Consider the following 16,219-nt stretch of genomic DNA (forward strand, 5'->3'; position numbering starts at 1 on the left):
GGCCCGCACTGCCCACCCCCCTTTCAATCGGGTGGGCAGTGCGGGCCCTAAAACTCCGTTTTTGGGGCCCGAACTGCCCACTCGATTCACCCTCCCGCGACGAAGACACACAGGAAGCAGTTCGATGACCAAGACAGCAGCAGCGGCAGCGGCCCTCATTGAGCGGTCGAGGCGGCTCGGAGCCGATCCGCGCAACACGAACTTTGCGGGCGGCAACACCTCGGCCAAGGGGCTCGAACGCGACCCGGTGACGGGTGAGGATGTCGAGCTGATGTGGGTCAAGGGCTCCGGCGGCGACCTCGGCACCCTCACCGAGGCCAGCCTCGCCGTGCTGCGCGTCGACCGCCTGCGCGCCCTGGCAGGCGTCTACCGCGGAGTGGAGCACGAAGACGAGATGGTCGCCGCTTTCGACCACACGTTGTTCGGAAAGGGCGGTGCGACACCGTCCATCGACACCGCGATGCACGGGCTGGTGGATGCGGCCCACGTCGACCACCTGCACCCCGACTCCGGCATCGCCATCGCGACCGCGGCCGACGGCGATGCGCTGACCGCCGTCGTCTTCGGCGGCCGCGTGCTGTGGGTGCCGTGGCGGCGGCCCGGGTTCCAGCTCGGGCTCGACATCGCGGCACTGAAAGAGGCTCACCCCGAGGCGATCGGCGTGATCCTCGGCGGCCACGGCATCACCGCCTGGGGTGACACGTCGGCCGAGGTGGAGGCCAACTCGCTCTGGATCATCGAGACCGCCGCCGCGTATATAGAGGAGCACGGCGCCGAGGCGCCCTTCGGCCCCGCGCTCGACGGTTACGGCGCACTCGAGCCCGCCGAGCGGAGGGCCAAGGCGGCGGCCCTGGCCCCGAGCATCCGGAACCTGGTGTCGACCGACGCCCCGATGGTCGGGTCGTTCAGCGACGCCGATGTGGTGCTCGACTTTCTCGCGGCGACGGAACACCCGCGACTCGGGGCGCTCGGTACGAGCTGCCCCGACCACTTTCTGCGCACGAAGGTGAAGCCGATGATTCTCGACCTGCCGGCCACGGCCTCTGTCGACGAGTCGATCGCCAGGCTGAAGGAGCTGCACGCCGCGTATCGCGAGGAGTACGCCGCGTACTACGACCGGAATGCGACAGCCGACTCGCCCGCGATGCGCGGTGCCGACCCGGCGATCGTGCTGGTTCCGGGCGTCGGCATGTTCTCCTACGGCGCCACGGCGCAGACCGCGCGGGTCGCCGGCGAGTTCTACATCAACGCGATCAACGTGATGCGCGGGGCTGAAGCGCTCTCGACGTACGCGCCGATCGACGAGGCTGAGAAGTTCCGCATCGAGTACTGGGCGCTCGAAGAGGCGAAACTGCAGCGGCTGCCCGCGCCGAAGTCGCACGCGACGCGCATCGCGCTGGTGACCGGCGCGGCATCCGGAATCGGCAGGGCCATCGCGACCCGCCTGGCCGCAGAGGGCGCGTGCGTCGTCATCGCCGACCTCGACCTCGAGAAGGCAGAGGCTGCGGCCGCGTCGCTCGGCTCGACCGACGTCGCGATCGGCGTGCGCGCCGACGTCACGTCTGCCGTCGACATCCAGGCGGCGGTGGATGCCGCGCTGCTCGCTTTCGGAGGCCTCGACCTGATCGTGAACAACGCCGGCCTCTCGCTGTCGAAGTCGCTGCTGGAGACCACCGACGCGGACTGGGACTTGCAGCACAACGTGATGGCGAAGGGCTCGTTCATGGTGTCGCGGGCGGCCGCGCGCGTGCTGATCGACCAGGGTCTCGGCGGTGACATCGTGTACATCTCGTCGAAGAACTCGGTGTTCGCCGGTCCGAACAACATCGCGTACTCGGCGACGAAGGCCGACCAGGCGCACCAGGTGCGGCTGCTTGCGGCCGAACTCGGCGAGTACGGCGTGAAGGTGAACGGCATCAACCCCGACGGGGTGGTTCGCGGGTCGGGCATCTTCGCGGGCGGGTGGGGTGCGAAACGCGCCGCGGTGTACGGGGTTCCCGAGGAGGAGCTCGGCGCGTACTACGCCCAGCGCACGCTGCTGAAGCGCGAGGTGCTGCCCGAGAACGTGGCGAACGCGGTGGCCGTGCTCACCGGGGCCGACCTGACGCACACGACGGGGCTGCACATCCCGGTCGACGCCGGCGTGGCGGCGGCGTTCCTGCGATGAGCGACGGGGCGGGCGGCGGCGGCGCAGGCGGCGGCACCGCGGCGGGCGTCGGCCGCGCGACGGGCGACGTCGGAGCGGGCGGCGCTGCGGCGGGCGGCGGGCTGGGCAGCGACGGGGCGGGCGGCGTCGTCGCCGCGATCGACCTCGGCGCCACGAGCGGGCGCGTCATGCTCGGCTACGTCGGCCCGGGCGGCATCCGCCTCGAACCCGTCGCACGCTTCGCCAACACCCCCGTGCGCACGATCGACGGCCTGCACTGGAACATCCTCGAGCTCTACCGCAACATCGTCGCCGGCCTCACGGAGGCAATCCGGCGGGAGCCCGGGCTGGCGAGCATCGCCGTCGACTCCTGGGCGGTCGACTACGCGCTGCTGTCGGGTGACCGGATGCTCGGCAACCCGTTCCACTACCGCGACGCCCGCACGGCGGAGGGGGTCGAATCCACCCACGCACTCGTGCCGTTCGACGAGCTCTACCGCTCGAGCGGGCTGCAGTTCCTCGCGTTCAACACCGTGTACCAGCTGGCCGCGGAGCCCCGCGACATCCTGCAGCACGCGGATGCCCTGCTGCTCATCCCCGACCTCGTGACCTTCTGGCTGACAGGCGAACGCCGTGCCGAGAAGACGAATGCCTCGACGACCGGCCTGTTGAACGTGCACTCCGGGGTGTGGGATGACGCCCTGATCGGGTCGCTCGGCCTGCCGCGAGCGCTCTTCCCTCTGCTCATCGAGCCCGGCGAGACCATCGGGGCGCTGCTGCCGAGCGTGGCAGACGAGCTCGGCGCCGGCCCCGGCATCCACGTGACCGCCATCGGATCGCACGACACGGCCTCGGCGGTCATGGCAGTGCCCGCGACCGGCGACGACTTCGCCTACATCTCGAGCGGAACGTGGTCGCTCGTCGGGGTCGAGCTCGAGCATCCGGTGGTCAGCGACGAGAGTCGCGCCGCGAACTTCACCAACGAGGGCGGAGTCGACGGGCGGGTGCGCTTTCTGCAGAACGTGTCGGGTCTCTGGCTGCTGTCGGAATCGGTGCGCACCTGGGAGCGGGCGGGTACGGGCATCCCGCTCGCCGATCTGCTCGAGGCAGCCGCCGAGGTCGACGTGCCCGTCGCCATCTTCGATGCCGGCGACCCCATGTTCGTGGCTCCGGGCGACATGCCCGCCCGCATCGCGGCGTGGTGCGCGGCGCACGGGCAACCGGCGCCGGCCACGCCCGCGGAGTTCGTGCGGAGCATTCTCGAGAGCCTCGCCGATGCGTACGCGGTGTCGCTCGCCAAGGCGCAGGAGCTCACGGGCAAGGTCGTTCGAACGGTCCACATCGTCGGCGGAGGCTCACAGAACGCGCTGCTCTGCCAGCTCACGGCCGATCGCACCGGGCTCCCTGTGCTGGCCGGCCCGGTCGAGGCCACGGCGATCGGAAATGTGCTGGTGCAGGCGCGGGCGCGCGGGCTGGTGACCGGCGAACTCGGGGCGCTGCGTGCGCTCGTCGCGGGCTCGTTCCCGCCGGTGCGGTACGAGCCTTCGGGGGCTGCGGCGGCGTCCGCGGGCTGAGCGGGCAGTGATGGCGGGCGGCGGCGGGTGGGCGGGCGGCGGCCCGAGAGCGCTGAGCGCCACCACCGCGGGCTGAGCGGGCGAGCCCGCCCGAGCCTGCTAGGGCGACTCGGGCGGGCCGTGTGGGGGCTACTTCGTGAGGTGGCCGACCTTGTTGCCGACCTTCTCGGCCAGCTTCCTGCGCGCCTTCTCGGCCTTCGGGTCCTTCCAGAGTCGCTCGGCCTGGTGACGCACGGTCTCGGGTCGCTTGCCCTTCACCGGGCGGTGCGAGCGGGCGCCCCGCCAGTAGATGAACGCGACGATGGCTCCGACGATGATGATCTTGTTGCGCATGATGCGCCTCTCTGGTGGGTGTTCGAGCAGGTGGGTGGTGGATGTTCGGGCCGGTCAGCGCTGGCTGGTGACCTGGGTGATCAGGTTCTGGATGAACGGGATGACCTCCTGCACCTGGTCGACGCTCGCGAACGCGGTCGCCGCGAGGGGCCAGAGCGAGCCGACCAGAGTCGCGACCACCGCGGCGACGGCGGCGATCCAGGCCAGCGGTCCGATGCGGGAGACGAAGGTCAGCACGAGAAAGACGACGGCGAGCAGGTAGCTGATGACGATGGAGGCGGTGATGGCGCCGACCGGGAGGTTCAGCACGCCGCCGGTCGTGGCCTTTGCGGCGCCGATCAGGCCGAGCACGGGCAGGAGCACACCGGCGACGATGACGATGCAGAGCACGACCGCGGTGATGAGGGCGGCCCAGACGGATCGGGGTCGCGCGCGCCGGCCGGAGCCGTTGCCGAAGGAGTGGGTTCTCATGATCGGTCGGGGGTGTCGATGACGACGGTCGCCGGGGCCTCGATGACGATGACGGCGGGGGCGGGAGTGGCGTCGGATGCCGCGTCCCGGTCGGTTTCGGCCGGGTCGGCGTCGGCCGCGTCGGCGTCGGGGGCCTCGGTGGCGTCGGTGTCGGCGGCGGTGTCGGCGGCGGCGGTGTCGTCAGCGACAGTCGGCTCGACGGTCTCATTCGCGGCGTCGGCCACCGCATCGACGCCAGTGGCGACAGCGGTGGCGGCATCGCTCGCCGCATCCGCGGCCGCATCGGCGGCGACTTCGGCGGGGTCCGGCGCGATCGGGTCGAACGGGCCGTGGATGTCGGTCACCGCGACGTTGACCTGGACCGGCCCACTCACGAGCGACTCGGCGGCGCGCACGACCTCGTCGCGCGTCTCGTCGACGACACGGGCGATGGTGTGCGGGTACTCGACGACCAGGTCGATGTCGACCACCGTTCGGCCGTCGACACGGCTGACCGTGACGCCCGGCTCTGTCGACGTGCCGAGCACGCTTCTCGTGGCGCGGTCGAGGGTGCGTGCGGCGAGTCCGCCGAGGTGGTGCACCCCGACCACGCCGGCGGCGATGTTCGCAACGGTCGTGCTGAGCTGCTGTTCAGCGGTGAGAGCGTCGGTCATGGGGTTGTCTCCTTGGGTGAGGGGGCTCCGGCCCCCGCTGTGGGGTAGCGAGGGCCGGAGGGTCGGTGGGGGTTACTTCTTGAAGACGTCTTTGACGTCTTCGACCTTGTCGCGGGCCTGGCCCTTGGCCTGGTCGGCCTTGCCCTCGGCGACGAGCTTGTCGTTGTCGGTGGCGTTGCCGACGGCCTCTTTGGCCTTGCCGGCGACGTTCTCGGCGGCGGCTTTGATCTTGTCTGCTGCACTCATGGGTTTCTCCTTTGATCGGCGGTGACCGGGGTGGTCACCTGGGTGGATCGGGTCAGGCGACCCGGGTGGTACTGCTCATCGCAGAGCGGATGCCGCTGACGATCTGGATGACGACGGGTGTCGTCTGGCCCAGAACGGCGTCCCATTCCGAGACCGCCTCGTCGATGACGGAGCGGACTCGCATCGGGGAAGCCCCCCGACGTGTGTGGGCCGTGATCCGCAGCACGTTCTCGCGGCGGACACGGAAGGCCACGACATCCACCGACACAATGTCGGCCTGCCGGGCCAGGGCGTCTTCGAGAACCTGCGCGGCGACCTTGGCATCGATGATGAGGTCACCGCCGGTGCCCTTCTGGTCGAGCTTCAGGAGCGTCGAGGTGCGACCGCGACCCTGCCGGAGTGCGAACCAGAGCAGAAGCAGGATCAGCACGACAGCAGCCGCGGCCGTCACCCAGAGGATCCAGGCGTTGGCGCTGAAGGTGTCGGAGACCCGTCCCTCTGCGTCGGACGCGCCCTGGCTGATCGGCTGCTGCAGGTCGGGGAGCAGTGCTCCGACGGCGAGGATGCCGCCGGCCGCAAGCAGCACGAGCCCGACAACGAAGACGAAAGCCCTGTTGAGAAAGCGGTTGGTGGAGTTCATCAGGCCACCGTTCCCTTCTTCGACAGGCGCACGTTCGCACGGAGCGCCGGCCGATAGTCGTAGCTCGCGGCATCCTGGGCCACCGCATCGCGGATCGACTGCTGGTCGACGCTCCGCCCGGAGGTCGGGGTGATCTCGACCCGCACGGTGCGGGCACCGACGCTGACACTGACCTGGTCGGGGTCGACGTCGGCGGCGTAGCTGGCGGTGTGGGCGAGTGACTGCGCGATGACGCGGTCGTCGACCACGGCGGCCGTTCGAGACGAGATGCTGCCCCGGCGGCCACGACGGCCGGGAGCGAACGAGACGATGATCAGGATGATGCCGACGATCGCGACCACCGCTCCGATGGCGACCAGGAGGGCGACCGGTGAAGCAGCAGCCTGCAGAGCCGACGAGACGAGGGCCTGAGGCGCCAGCAGCAGCGGGGCCTGGCCGATGGCGGCGAGAACCGACTCGGTGCCGATCCATGCCGCGACCAGCATCAGCAGCACGGCGATCGTGATGGCTGCGCCCGAGCGGGGCGAGTGCGTCTCCCGACGCACGATGCGGCGGTAGAGAGCGGGGCTGGTCATTTCACTCTCCTTCGCTGGTTGAGTTCGACACCCGTGACGCGGAGATCGACACGGGTGATGGAGGAACCGGTCAGGGCGAGGCAGCGACTCCTGATCGTTGCCTGCGCCTCACTGAGGCGCTGCACGATCGGGGCCGGGCGCACCGCACCTGTTCCGAGGGGAGCGACATGGATCGGCGTATTGGCTGTGACCGTCAGAGCTCCCCCGTTGTCGGAGAGATCGACGGAGACATCCGACGCGTCGACGCCGAGCTGCTCCGCGGTGACGGCCGACACGACCCGGCGCACGGCACGGGGGAGAACCGTGTTACGCCCGTGCCCGAGGGAACCGGCTGCCGCGCCGCCGGCTGCTGCGCCGCTCGACGCTCTGCCGCTGGTCGCTCTGCCGCTGGTCGCTGCGCGACTGGTCGCCGCGCCGGCCGTCACCGCCGCGTTCACGACGACCGCCGCCCGCGAAGCGCATCCGTCACGCCGCGGAGGTCGAGCTTGCCTTCGAGCACGCGACCGACGGCGTAGCCGACCGCGATGAAGAGGGCGACGAGGATCATCGGCCAGAAGCCGAAGGCGACAGCGGTCAGTGCCAGAACGGCGCCGACGAGCATCCCGCGCGTGGTGGGAGTCACTGAACGCGGCTCTCGGTGTCGTCGTCGTTGTCGTCGTCAGAGGGGATGAAGACGTCGGAGACGGTGACGTTCACCTCGGTGACCTCCATGCCGACGACGGTGCCGATGGCGTCGGAGACGCTGCGACGAACATCGTCAGCGACCTTCTGCAGCTCGACGGGGTACTCGGCGACGATGATGATGTCAGCGGCGACCTGCTTCTCGCCGACCTCGACCTTGACACCCTGGCCGCGGTCCTGCGCGTTGATCGCGTTGCGGATGGCGCCGATGGCACGTGCGCCGGCGTTGCCGAGGTCGTGCACGCCGGGAACCTCGCGTGCTGCGATTCCGGCGACCTTCTCGACGACGCCGTCGGCGATCGTGTTCTTGCCGGTCGAGGTGACCGGAGCGTGCTTCGCGTCGGAGGTGAAGGTGGGGGTGGTGTTCGACATGGTGTTTCTCTCTCTTCGATCTCTACCGACGCCCGGGTGGGCGGCGGGGCTTCCCGCTTGCGGCGGGACGTTCCATCTATGCATATGCATTCGGATGGACCGGGCTGAGGGACGGGTCTTGCCGGGAACTGTTCGTTTTCCGGACAGGAACTCGCTGGTTGGATAGAGCGGTCAGAACCGCAGGGTGTCGGAAGGTCGCTGGCCGAAACGAGCCTGATAGGCGGCTGAGAATCGGCCGAGGTGCCCGAAACCCCAGTGCCGGGCGATCAGGGCCACGGAGCGCGACTCGGGAGACGACTCCAGCAGGTCACGGTGGGCCCTGTCGAGACGCACGCCGCGGAGGAAGGCCGACGGCGAGAGGCCGAGGTGGGTCTTCGCCTGCTGCTGGAAGGTGCGTGTGTGCATCCCCGCAGCCCGCGCGGCGTCGGCGGGGGTGATCGGCTCGTGCGCGTGGTGGTGCAGGTACTCCAGTGCCGCCCGCATCCGGGCGAGCGGGGGCTCCCGAAGAAGCGGGGGGATGTCGAGCCCGAACCAGGGGAACAGCTGCAGCAGCGCCCGGGCGAGAGGGCGTTGGGCGTTCATCCGCAGCAGGGGCGGGGCGGCAGCGTCGAGCAGAACGGCTGTCGCCTGCGAGACGGCGGTGCGCCAGCGCGCGACGGCGTCGGCTGCCGGATGGGCGTCGTGGTCGAAAGCGACGGCCTGTGGGGGCCCGGCATGGAACTCGGTGGCGATGTTCTCGAGGAAGGGGGTCGAGAACGCGACGAGCTGCTGGCGGTGCGGCGCGAACGTGAACGCGAAGTGCTGCTCGGCCGGGAACAGGAACGGCTCGGAGACCACGCCCGTGCGGGCGACCTGGTGACGGCGCAGTTCGCCGCTGCCCGAGCGGAACCACGACACGACGTACTCGCGGAGGTGCGGAATCTCGCCGCTCAGCTGGCCGGTGAGCGTCGAGGTGCGAAGCATCACCCTGTCGTCGCCGACATGGGCGTAGCGGAAGGAGAAATCGCCCGGGGCGTTGCCGGCGCCGGCGCCAGCAACGTCGCCGGAGCTCCGGCTCACGGCGAAACGGATGCCGCCGTAGGCCTTCTGGTACGTGCGCCGGGCGAGGTCGACGTCGTCACCGGAGACGGTGAAGCGGTCGAGCGCTGGCGGAATGGTGTCGAGCATGGTCGTCCTTCGATGGTCACGACCCGCAGAGTGCCCCTGGCAACTGTCGGTGTCGTCATTTGGACGTTCATCGTCATCGATCCGTCACAAATCTCTTTTCCTTCGGCGCATTCGATGGCTCGGATGGGGCGGAGGCGCCCCTCAGAACGAAGTCTTCGTTCAGGGGATATGTCCCGGCGGATCGACACAGAGTGGTGATAGAGATGTCACCATGGAGTCGGATGTCGCGCCGGGTGACACCCCAACGAGGCGGGTGAGCAGAACGAGCGCGAACGACAGGCTGAGTGACGCTGCTGACGCGACCCTCGCCTCGCGCGCAGCCGACGGTGACGTCGCGGCGTTCGAAGTACTCGCCCGGCGACACGGCCCGCTGATGCGGGTGTTCGCCGCCAAGCTCCTCGGGTCGGACATCGAATCCGACGACGTGGTGCAGGAGGCGTTCCTGACCGGCTGGCGCAGGCTCGACGAACTCGACGACCCGGCGCGAGTTCGCAACTGGCTGATGCGCATTGTGTCGAACAGAGCCATCGACCGCCTGCGGGTGCGCCGCGTTCACGAAGACATCGCCGACTGGGACCCGGCCGCCCCGCCCTCCCAGGACCCGAGCCGCATCGTCGAGACCCAGCTGCAGCTGGATGCGGTGTGGGTTGCCCTTGATAAGCTGCCGACGATACAACGGCGCTGCTGGTTGCTGCGAGAGACGGCCGGCTTCTCCTATTCCGAGATCGCTGAAGCGCTCGATCTGACCCCAGCGACCGTGCGAGGCCTTCTGGCCCGCTCCCGAAAGTTCCTGCTGAACGAACTGGAGGCATGGCGATGACCGACCCTCGCGACCATGCTGCGCCTCCCGGGGATGCTGCGCCCGTGGAGATGATCGACGGCCACTCCGTCGACGAGCTCGACGCCTACCTTGCGGCCGGCCGCACACCCTACGACCCCGCCATCGAAAACTCGGCCGCCTGCCTGCTGTACCTCTCGGCGCTCGCCCGGCTCCGCGAGCGGTCGTGGGATGCGCTCACCCATGAGGCCGAGAACACCCCCGACCGCGACGAGCTGTGGATCACCGGCCTGCTCGACACTATTCGTGACGAGGTGCGCGCGGGACGCGACATCCCGCTCCACCACCCCGACCCGGCCATCAGGCTGACCCTCACCGAGGCCGCTGTGCACGGTCTCATCCGGGCCGCCGCCGACGCTCTCGACGGGGTGCTGCTCAGCCGCACGGTTCTCGACGGGGACATCACGCAGCCCGGCGCACCGATCTCGCTGACGCTGACGGCCGCGATTGAATACGGTTTCACCGTCGTGGATCGCGCCGAACTTCTGCGCGCCACGGTGCAGAGCGCGCTGACTCAGCACACCGAACTCGCGGTGACTTCTGTCGACGTCATCATCGAAGACGTGTACCTCGGGCGGGATGCGGCGGCGCCGGGCGGGGAGGCGGCATCGTGATCGACGACAGGGCCCTCGCCCGCGCGCTCACCGACGCCGTTCTCGCCACGCCCGGCATCGTGGCGGTGTTCCCGGTGAAGCCGATCCTGCACGCCGCGTCGGAGGGCATCGCGAACGCCCTCGACCTCGACGAACCCGAGGTGCTCGTCGACGTCGACCGCTCGGATTCGCTGCTCACCGTGACCGCCCACGTCGCCACCACCAGCGACTGCTCCACCCCCGAGGTGCTCGGCCGGGCCGCCGAGGCGCTGCGCGCCGTTGCCGAGCTCGAGGGCGTCGAGCCCGCCGGCTCCATCGTGGTCTTCGTGAAGGCCCGCCTCATCGCAGACCCCGAGGCCTGACCCCACCACGCACCCCATCCGCCGGCCAGCAGGCCGGGCGCGTCAGTCGGGCTGGTCTGGCGGGCGCGTCAGGCGGGCGGATCTGCCGGGCCGGTCAGGCCGGCTGGGCCCCCGACCACGAGACCGAGCGGGCGGCCGCGGCGCTTGCCGCCGTCATCGCCGAGGCGGCGTCATCGCCGGCCGCGAGCCGCGCCGCGAGCGTGCCGCAGTAGGTGTCGCCGGCGCCGGTGGTGTCGACGACGTCTGCTACATGCGATGCCGGAACGTCGACCTCGGCCCAGCTGGAGCCCTCCGATCCGCGCGTGATGAGCAACGATCCGGGCGCAACACCCGATTCCCGCAGCTGCTCGGCCTCGTGTTCGTTGACGATCACGGGGTCGGCGAGCGCCAGAACCTCCGGGTCGAGGGCGGCGAACGGGGCCAGGTTGAGAACCACCCGAGCGCCCGCAGCCGCTGCGATGCGCATCGCCTCGGAGACGACCTCCACGTCGAGCTCCAGCGAGGCGAGGAGCACGTCACCCGCTCCGATGCCCGACGGCTCGGAGTCGTACACCGTGTCGGTGGTCTCGAGCCCGCCCGGGCCGGAGAGCACGTCGAGATCGTCGGCGGTGACCCGGGCGTTGGCCCCGGGCGAGACGATGATCGTGTTCTCCCCGCTGTCTGACACAGCGATCATGGCGTGCCCGGTGCTGACGCCACGGGTCACACGGAGCGGTCGCACGTCGATCGAGCGCGAGGCCAGCCGCGTTCGGTACTCGATGCCCTTCGGGTCGTCGCCCACCCGGCCGACGAAGACCACGTCTGCTCCCGCCTGGGCTGCCGCGACGGCCTGGTTCGCGCCCTTGCCGCCCCAGAACGTCTCGAGGTCGCCGCCCATGAGCGTCTCCCCCGGCGATGGATGCCGCGGCACACGCACCACAGAATCGACATTCAACGATCCGACGACGAACACGCGACCCACGGGCAACACCTTTCACTAGGACGCCGCCAGCCTAGCCGCCGCTCCGAACGCGCGTCGGCTCGGGCCCTCGTCAGGCCGCGGCCGACGGGGTGGTCAGGTCGTAGAGGGTGGTGCCGTCGACGGTGGTGGGTGTGAAGGTGGCCTCCACCCAGGCGGCGATCTCGGAGGAGACGGAGCTGCCGCCGTTCGGGGTGCCGACGGAGCCGGAGGAGATGAAGTAGTGGATGCGGCCAGCGGCAACGTCGGACTGGAACTGCTCGAGCGTCGGCGAGGGATCGCTGCCGTTGAAGCCTCCGAGCGGCATGACAGGGGCCTGGCTGGCGAGTTGGTAGCTCGCCGCGTTCTGGGAACCGACGGTGGCTGCCGCCCACGTGTAGTCCGATGCGTCTGCCGCGAGGAGTGCGCTGACCTGGGCACTCGCAGTGGCGCCGCCGAGCAGGCCGCCCGCACCGCCGCCACGAGTGGCCGTTCTGCCGCGCGCGGCTCCGGAACCTGCAACGGTTCCGCCGGTTCCGCCGGTAGCGCTGCTGCCCGCAGCGGGCGCGGCGCCACCGGCCCCGGCGCGGGGCGCGGCGGGCGCAGCACCCGCCACAGCTCCCGGTGGGGTGAAGCCTCGTTGGCCAGCGCCTGCGGCGGCGGCGAATCCGCCGCCGCGACCGAAACCGGTCGACGAGGCGACGGCAGGCCCGGCGGTGACGAGCGAGCCGGTGTGCGGTGTCGCGAGGGTCTGAATCGTGTACGCCGTCGGTGCCAGCAGCGCCGCCGTCAGAGCGACGGCGAGGGTTGCCACCCGGGCTGCTCGTCGCTTCCAGCGCACCACGAGCATCCCCGCCCCCACCACCGCGAGAGCGATCACGACAAACCTGAGCCACGGCATCCATTCGGCGGCGCGGGTCAGCAGGGCGTAGGCCCAGGCGCCCGTTCCCAGCACGATGAGTGCTGCGACGAGGCGCGCCCACAGATGCCTGCGTGTGTTCCAGAGCAGGATGGCCCCGGCTCCGACGGTGCCGGCGAGCGCCGGTGCGAGTGCGACGGTGTAGTAGGCGTGGAAGATGCCGGCCATGAAGCTGAAGACGAGGCCCGTGAGCACCAGCCAGCCGCCGAACATGATGAGGGTCGCCCGCCGAGCATCCACCCGCTTCTGGCGCCGCAGCAGAACGAAGCCCACCACCAGCAGAACGAGTGCAGCGGGGATGAGCCAGGCGATCTGGCCACCGAACTCACCGTCGAAGAGGCGGGTCAGGCCTGTTGCCCCCCACTGGCCACCGGTGGTCGCGCCGGCGCCTCCGGTCACGCTGCCGGTCTCGGCGCCGGTGATGCGGCCGAAGCCGTTGTAGCCGAAGGTGAGCTCGAGAAAGTCGTTGTTCTGCGAGCCGCCGATGTAGGGCCGCATCGAGGCCGGAACGAGTTCGACGACAGCGACCCACCACCCAGCAGAGACGATGACGGCAGCGAACGCGGCGAGCAGATGCAGGATGCGCTTACCGAACCCCGCCGGAGCAGCCCAGCCGTAGGCGAGGGCCAGAGGCGGGAGAACGACGAATGCCTGCAACTGTTTGGTGAGAAACCCGAAGCCGACCATGGCGCCCGCGAGCAGCAGCCAGCGGACCCTCCCGCTCTCGATGGCCCGAAGCGTGAAGTAGACCGACGCGGTCATCAGCAGCACGAGCAACGCGTCGGGGTTGTTGAAGCGGAACATCAGAGCCGCGACCGGTGTCGAAGCAAGAACGCCGCCCGCCAGCAGCGCGGCGCCCGCCGAGAAGTGGCGTCGCACGATGACGTAGACCAGAGCGACCGTCACGATGCCCATGATCACCTCGGGCATCAGGATGCTGAAGGAACTCAGCCCGAACAGCCGCACCGACAGAGCCATGACCCAGAGAGATGCCGGGGGTTTGTCGACCGTGATGGAGTTGCCGGCGTCGGAGGAACCGAAGAGAAAGGCCTCCCAGTTCGTCGACCCGGCCTGCACGGCCGCCGAGTAGAACTCGTTCGCGTACCCGCTGCTCGTCAGGTTGGAGAAGTAGGCGATCGCGGTGACGAGAAGCAGCCCGAGGAAGGCGGGGCGCTCCCAGGCGGCGTGGGTCGCGCGACCGCGGAGCACGGCTCGGCCGGCGGTGCGGAGCCTGCGCCGCACCGCCGCGCCGCCGATCGGGGAACCGGGTGCCGACGGCGCGCCCGGGTGGGGAAGAGTGCTGCTGGTCATCAGGCTGCGCTCGCTTTCTGGGAAGACGGGGAAGGAACGGGAGGAGGAGAGACGGGAAGAGGCGGCGATTCGTCGGAGCCAGACTGCAGCAGGCCTGAACCCGCCCGACCGCCGGAACCAGAATCTGTGGAGAGAACAACCGAATCGGCAGATGGGGAGGAGAGCACGCCTTCGCGCTCCGACGACCGCCGGAACACCCAGCGCCGCAGCAGCACGAATCGGAGCGCCGTGGCGACCAGGTTGGCGACCGTGAGGGTCACGAACTCGACCGCGGTCGGAGCATCCGGAGCCAGCGCATTCAGCGCCACCAGCGAGCCCGACGTGATGATCCACGCGATCGCAAACACAATGAGCCCCTGAAACTGGTGTGTTGCAGCCTTCGCGGGTCCACGAATGGCGAATGTGAACCGCCGGTTGGCCCACGTGTTCGCGACCGCCGTCAGCAGAAGCGCCGCGAAGTTCGCCGCCTGCGCCCCCCAGATGCCCTGCAGAAGCACGTACAGCAGCGCATACGCCAGCGTCGACGCGGCCCCCACCGCCCCGAATCGCACGACCTGCCCGAGGAACGACGGCCGGGCCACCGCCCCGATCGGCGCGCGGCCGAATTCGGCGTAGACCGACTGCACAGGAATGACCCCGCGCATCAGGTCGCGCCCGACCCGTACGACGCCGCGCAGATCCTCCATGACGGTCGGAACAATGTCGACACGCGAGTCGAGATCGTCGATCCAGTCGACGGGCACCTCGTGGATGCGCAGGCCGCTGCGCTGCGCGATCACCAGCAGTTCGGTGTCGAAGAACCACGCGTCATCCTGCACAAGGGGAAGGAGTCTGGCCGCGACATCCGATCGAATGGCCTTGAAACCACACTGCGCATCCGAGAAACGAGCACCGAGCATCCCGTGCAGCAGCACGTTGTAACTGCGGGAGATGAACTCGCGCTTGCCGCCGCGCACAACCCGCGACGAGCGCGCCAGTCGCGTGCCGATTGCCAGGTCTGAGTGGCCGGAGAGCAACGGAGCGATCAACGGTGGCAGCGCTGACAGTTCGGTTGAGAGGTCGACGTCGACATACGCGAGCACCTCAGCCGCAGACGAGCCCCAGGCCAGCTTCAGCGCATACCCCCGGCCCTTGCGAGCCGTGTGGATGACGCGCACGTTCGGCACTCGGTCGGCGAGCGCGTCGGCGATCACTGCAGTGCCATCGGTACTCGAATTGTCGGCGATCGTGATCTGCCACGGAACGCGCACGGCCTCGTCGAGGTAGGCGGCAAGGCGAAGCACCGACGCTTCGAGCGCGACTTCTTCGTTGTACACCGGCACGACGACGTCGAGAGCGAGAGGCAAGGCGGGCGGGGTCATGAACACACTGTGCGCTTCGAGCCTCTCGGCCGACTCTGGTTTGGCTATGACGGAGCTATGACCGGCTGGATGCTGGCATTCGGCAGCATTTCGGGCTAACCTGTGGTCAGACCACATGGTCAGACCACATGCAGCACCTCCCCCTTTCCACTTCACAGACGAAGGCTCTGGATGATCGGCGAAGCCCAGGCACCCGCGAACACTCGCGCGTGGCAAGACGTGCTCACCCACATCGAGAACGACCTGCTCACCGGCGAACTGCTGCCGGGCGATCACCTGCCGTCGGAGCGTGCGCTCGCAACCGAGCTCGGGGTGGGCCGATCATCCGTTCGCGAAGCGTTGCGCGTGCTCGAAGTGCTCGGTCTTCTGAGAACGCAGACAGGTTCCGGGCCTGGTTCGGGCGCGATCATCATCGCGCGGCCGTCGGGGGGAATGTCGTCGCTGATCAGGCTGCAGGTCGCGGCGCAGGGGTTCCGGGTCGACGACGTGGTGTCGACCCGTCTCATTCTCGAGACGGCGGTTGCGGCGCAGCTCGCGGCGGTCGAGCGGGATGCCGCGGGCTCCGCTCCGGCCGCCGCCCCGGGCTCTTCCGTTCCCTCCGCTCCGCCCGACGCAGCGCCCGGTCGCGACGCTCTCGCCGCCGCCGTCGAGATCCTCGACGTAATGGAGGGCAGCGGTGACGCCGAACCCACTCCGCAGGAGTTTCTCGCGCTCGATGCGCAGTTCCACTACTCCCTGGCCGAGGCCGCCGGCAACGATGTCATCTCGTCGATGATGACCGGTCTTCGCAACTCGATCGAGAGCTACGCCCTCGCCGGGGTGCCGAACCTCCCGTCGTGGGCGACGACATCCGATCGGCTGAAGCGCGAGCACCGGGCGATCGTGGCGGCGATCCGTTCGGGTGACACCGCCGCGGCACGCCAGAGCGTCGATGACCACATCACGGGCTACTACGCCGAGGCCGGGTTCGGCCAGCCCCGATCATCCACGATCCGGAGCGACGCGCCCCGCGCCCCATCTTCACCCGACCCCTCCTCCCC

19 protein-coding genes are annotated in these 16,219 nt (G+C 69.6%); 6 read left to right on the top strand and 13 right to left on the bottom strand.

The annotated features are described in order from the left end of the window. The first annotated feature begins 124 nt into the window (after positions 1-124). Together C5B96_RS16290 and C5B96_RS16295 are read left to right on the top strand one after the other, a co-directional pair. On the top strand, positions 125-2,167 hold the full coding sequence (locus tag C5B96_RS16290; RefSeq protein WP_104246418.1) for a bifunctional aldolase/short-chain dehydrogenase: 2,043 nt from the start codon (positions 125-127) through the stop codon (positions 2,165-2,167). Next, positions 2,164-3,720 carry a rhamnulokinase family protein gene (locus tag C5B96_RS16295; RefSeq protein ID WP_104246419.1) on the top strand — a complete coding sequence of 519 codons (1,557 nt, stop codon included), beginning with the start codon at positions 2,164-2,166 and terminating at the stop codon, positions 3,718-3,720. The genes C5B96_RS16290 and C5B96_RS16295 overlap by 4 nt, the downstream gene beginning before the upstream one ends. 129 nt (positions 3,721-3,849) lie before the next feature. On the opposite strand, the gene C5B96_RS16300 is transcribed toward C5B96_RS16295, so the two are convergent. The 10 genes from C5B96_RS16300 to C5B96_RS16345 all read right to left on the bottom strand — a co-directional run bounded on the left by C5B96_RS16300 (position 3,850) and on the right by C5B96_RS16345 (position 8,858). Then, complete coding sequence (locus C5B96_RS16300; protein WP_104246420.1) at positions 3,850-4,053, bottom strand: hypothetical protein; 204 nt, start codon at positions 4,051-4,053, stop codon at positions 3,850-3,852. A gap of 54 nt (positions 4,054-4,107) precedes the next feature. Then, positions 4,108-4,524 carry a hypothetical protein gene (locus C5B96_RS16305; protein WP_104246421.1) on the bottom strand — a complete coding sequence of 139 codons (417 nt, stop codon included), beginning with the start codon at positions 4,522-4,524 and terminating at the stop codon, positions 4,108-4,110. Beyond that, positions 4,521-5,177, bottom strand: coding sequence for an Asp23/Gls24 family envelope stress response protein (locus C5B96_RS16310; RefSeq protein ID WP_104246422.1), 657 nt, complete (start codon positions 5,175-5,177; stop codon positions 4,521-4,523). The genes C5B96_RS16305 and C5B96_RS16310 overlap by 4 nt, the downstream gene beginning before the upstream one ends. Positions 5,178-5,249: 72 nt before the next feature. After that, entirely contained in the window at positions 5,250-5,423 is a 174-nt protein-coding gene (locus C5B96_RS16315) for a CsbD family protein (RefSeq protein ID WP_104246423.1), read from the bottom strand. Positions 5,424-5,475: 52 nt separating this feature from the next. Then, the gene (locus C5B96_RS16320) at positions 5,476-6,063 is read right to left on the bottom strand and encodes a hypothetical protein (RefSeq protein ID WP_104246424.1); all 588 of its coding nucleotides are present in this window, start codon (positions 6,061-6,063) and stop codon (positions 5,476-5,478) included. Next, entirely contained in the window at positions 6,063-6,638 is a 576-nt protein-coding gene (locus C5B96_RS16325; protein WP_104246425.1) for a DUF6286 domain-containing protein, read from the bottom strand. Before C5B96_RS16325 ends, C5B96_RS16320 begins: the two co-directional genes overlap by 1 nt. Further along, positions 6,635-7,075 carry a hypothetical protein gene (locus C5B96_RS16330; RefSeq protein ID WP_199176700.1) on the bottom strand — a complete coding sequence of 147 codons (441 nt, stop codon included), beginning with the start codon at positions 7,073-7,075 and terminating at the stop codon, positions 6,635-6,637. Before C5B96_RS16330 ends, C5B96_RS16325 begins: the two co-directional genes overlap by 4 nt. Beyond that, positions 7,072-7,260 carry a DUF2273 domain-containing protein gene (locus tag C5B96_RS16335; protein WP_104246426.1) on the bottom strand — a complete coding sequence of 63 codons (189 nt, stop codon included), beginning with the start codon at positions 7,258-7,260 and terminating at the stop codon, positions 7,072-7,074. Before C5B96_RS16335 ends, C5B96_RS16330 begins: the two co-directional genes overlap by 4 nt. Further along, positions 7,257-7,691 (bottom strand): Asp23/Gls24 family envelope stress response protein, encoded by a 435-nt coding sequence (locus C5B96_RS16340; RefSeq protein ID WP_104246427.1) that lies wholly within the window; start codon positions 7,689-7,691, stop codon positions 7,257-7,259. Before C5B96_RS16340 ends, C5B96_RS16335 begins: the two co-directional genes overlap by 4 nt. A 171-nt stretch (positions 7,692-7,862) precedes the next feature. After that, on the bottom strand, positions 7,863-8,858 hold the full coding sequence (locus C5B96_RS16345; protein WP_104246428.1) for a helix-turn-helix domain-containing protein: 996 nt from the start codon (positions 8,856-8,858) through the stop codon (positions 7,863-7,865). Positions 8,859-9,111: 253 nt separating this feature from the next. On the opposite strand from C5B96_RS16345, the gene C5B96_RS16350 reads away from it, so the two are divergent. The 3 genes from C5B96_RS16350 to C5B96_RS16360 are packed head-to-tail and all read left to right on the top strand — an operon-like array spanning position 9,112 to position 10,651. After that, a complete protein-coding gene (locus C5B96_RS16350; protein ID WP_233189257.1) occupies positions 9,112-9,678 on the top strand; it encodes an RNA polymerase sigma factor in 567 nt (188 codons plus the stop codon). Continuing rightward, positions 9,675-10,310, top strand: coding sequence for an Asp23/Gls24 family envelope stress response protein (locus tag C5B96_RS16355; protein ID WP_146078228.1), 636 nt, complete (start codon positions 9,675-9,677; stop codon positions 10,308-10,310). The genes C5B96_RS16350 and C5B96_RS16355 overlap by 4 nt, the downstream gene beginning before the upstream one ends. Beyond that, positions 10,307-10,651, top strand: coding sequence for a hypothetical protein (locus C5B96_RS16360; protein WP_104246431.1), 345 nt, complete (start codon positions 10,307-10,309; stop codon positions 10,649-10,651). The genes C5B96_RS16355 and C5B96_RS16360 overlap by 4 nt, the downstream gene beginning before the upstream one ends. 94 nt (positions 10,652-10,745) lie before the next feature. Here C5B96_RS16360 and C5B96_RS16370 read toward each other — a convergent pair whose 3' ends face one another. The 3 genes from C5B96_RS16370 to C5B96_RS16380 all read right to left on the bottom strand — a co-directional run bounded on the left by C5B96_RS16370 (position 10,746) and on the right by C5B96_RS16380 (position 15,179). Next, positions 10,746-11,612 (bottom strand): ribokinase, encoded by an 867-nt coding sequence (locus C5B96_RS16370; protein WP_369826491.1) that lies wholly within the window; start codon positions 11,610-11,612, stop codon positions 10,746-10,748. Between the two features lie 70 nt (positions 11,613-11,682). Next, positions 11,683-13,818: a glycosyltransferase family 39 protein gene (locus tag C5B96_RS16375; RefSeq protein WP_104246432.1), complete on the bottom strand. Its 2,136-nt coding sequence runs from the start codon at positions 13,816-13,818 to the stop codon at positions 11,683-11,685. Then, positions 13,818-15,179, bottom strand: a complete 1,362-nt coding sequence (locus C5B96_RS16380) for a bifunctional glycosyltransferase family 2/GtrA family protein (RefSeq protein ID WP_104246435.1) — start codon at positions 15,177-15,179, stop codon at positions 13,818-13,820. Before C5B96_RS16380 ends, C5B96_RS16375 begins: the two co-directional genes overlap by 1 nt. A gap of 171 nt (positions 15,180-15,350) precedes the next feature. On the opposite strand from C5B96_RS16380, the gene C5B96_RS16385 reads away from it, so the two are divergent. Next, on the top strand, positions 15,351-16,219 hold an 869-nt coding region (locus C5B96_RS16385), incomplete at its 3' end, for a FadR/GntR family transcriptional regulator (RefSeq protein WP_104246433.1).

It is taken from the genome of Subtercola sp. Z020, assembly GCF_002931235.1.
GTDB lineage: Bacteria > Actinomycetota > Actinomycetes > Actinomycetales > Microbacteriaceae > Subtercola.

Coding starts and splice junctions, on each gene's coding strand:
- C5B96_RS16305 (WP_104246421.1), bottom strand. CDS start 4,524: ATGAGAACCCACTCCTTCGGCAACGGCTCCGGCCGGCGCGCGCGACCC.
- C5B96_RS16295 (WP_104246419.1), top strand. CDS start 2,164: ATGAGCGACGGGGCGGGCGGCGGCGGCGCAGGCGGCGGCACCGCGGCG.
- C5B96_RS16380 (WP_104246435.1), bottom strand. CDS start 15,179: ATGACCCCGCCCGCCTTGCCTCTCGCTCTCGACGTCGTCGTGCCGGTG.
- C5B96_RS16375 (WP_104246432.1), bottom strand. CDS start 13,818: ATGACCAGCAGCACTCTTCCCCACCCGGGCGCGCCGTCGGCACCCGGT.
- C5B96_RS16315 (WP_104246423.1), bottom strand. CDS start 5,423: ATGAGTGCAGCAGACAAGATCAAAGCCGCCGCCGAGAACGTCGCCGGC.
- C5B96_RS16310 (WP_104246422.1), bottom strand. CDS start 5,177: ATGACCGACGCTCTCACCGCTGAACAGCAGCTCAGCACGACCGTTGCG.
- C5B96_RS16300 (WP_104246420.1), bottom strand. CDS start 4,053: ATGCGCAACAAGATCATCATCGTCGGAGCCATCGTCGCGTTCATCTAC.
- C5B96_RS16320 (WP_104246424.1), bottom strand. CDS start 6,063: ATGAACTCCACCAACCGCTTTCTCAACAGGGCTTTCGTCTTCGTTGTC.
- C5B96_RS16325 (WP_104246425.1), bottom strand. CDS start 6,638: ATGACCAGCCCCGCTCTCTACCGCCGCATCGTGCGTCGGGAGACGCAC.
- C5B96_RS16290 (WP_104246418.1), top strand. CDS start 125: ATGACCAAGACAGCAGCAGCGGCAGCGGCCCTCATTGAGCGGTCGAGG.
- C5B96_RS16340 (WP_104246427.1), bottom strand. CDS start 7,691: ATGTCGAACACCACCCCCACCTTCACCTCCGACGCGAAGCACGCTCCG.
- C5B96_RS16355 (WP_146078228.1), top strand. CDS start 9,675: ATGACCGACCCTCGCGACCATGCTGCGCCTCCCGGGGATGCTGCGCCC.
- C5B96_RS16345 (WP_104246428.1), bottom strand. CDS start 8,858: ATGCTCGACACCATTCCGCCAGCGCTCGACCGCTTCACCGTCTCCGGT.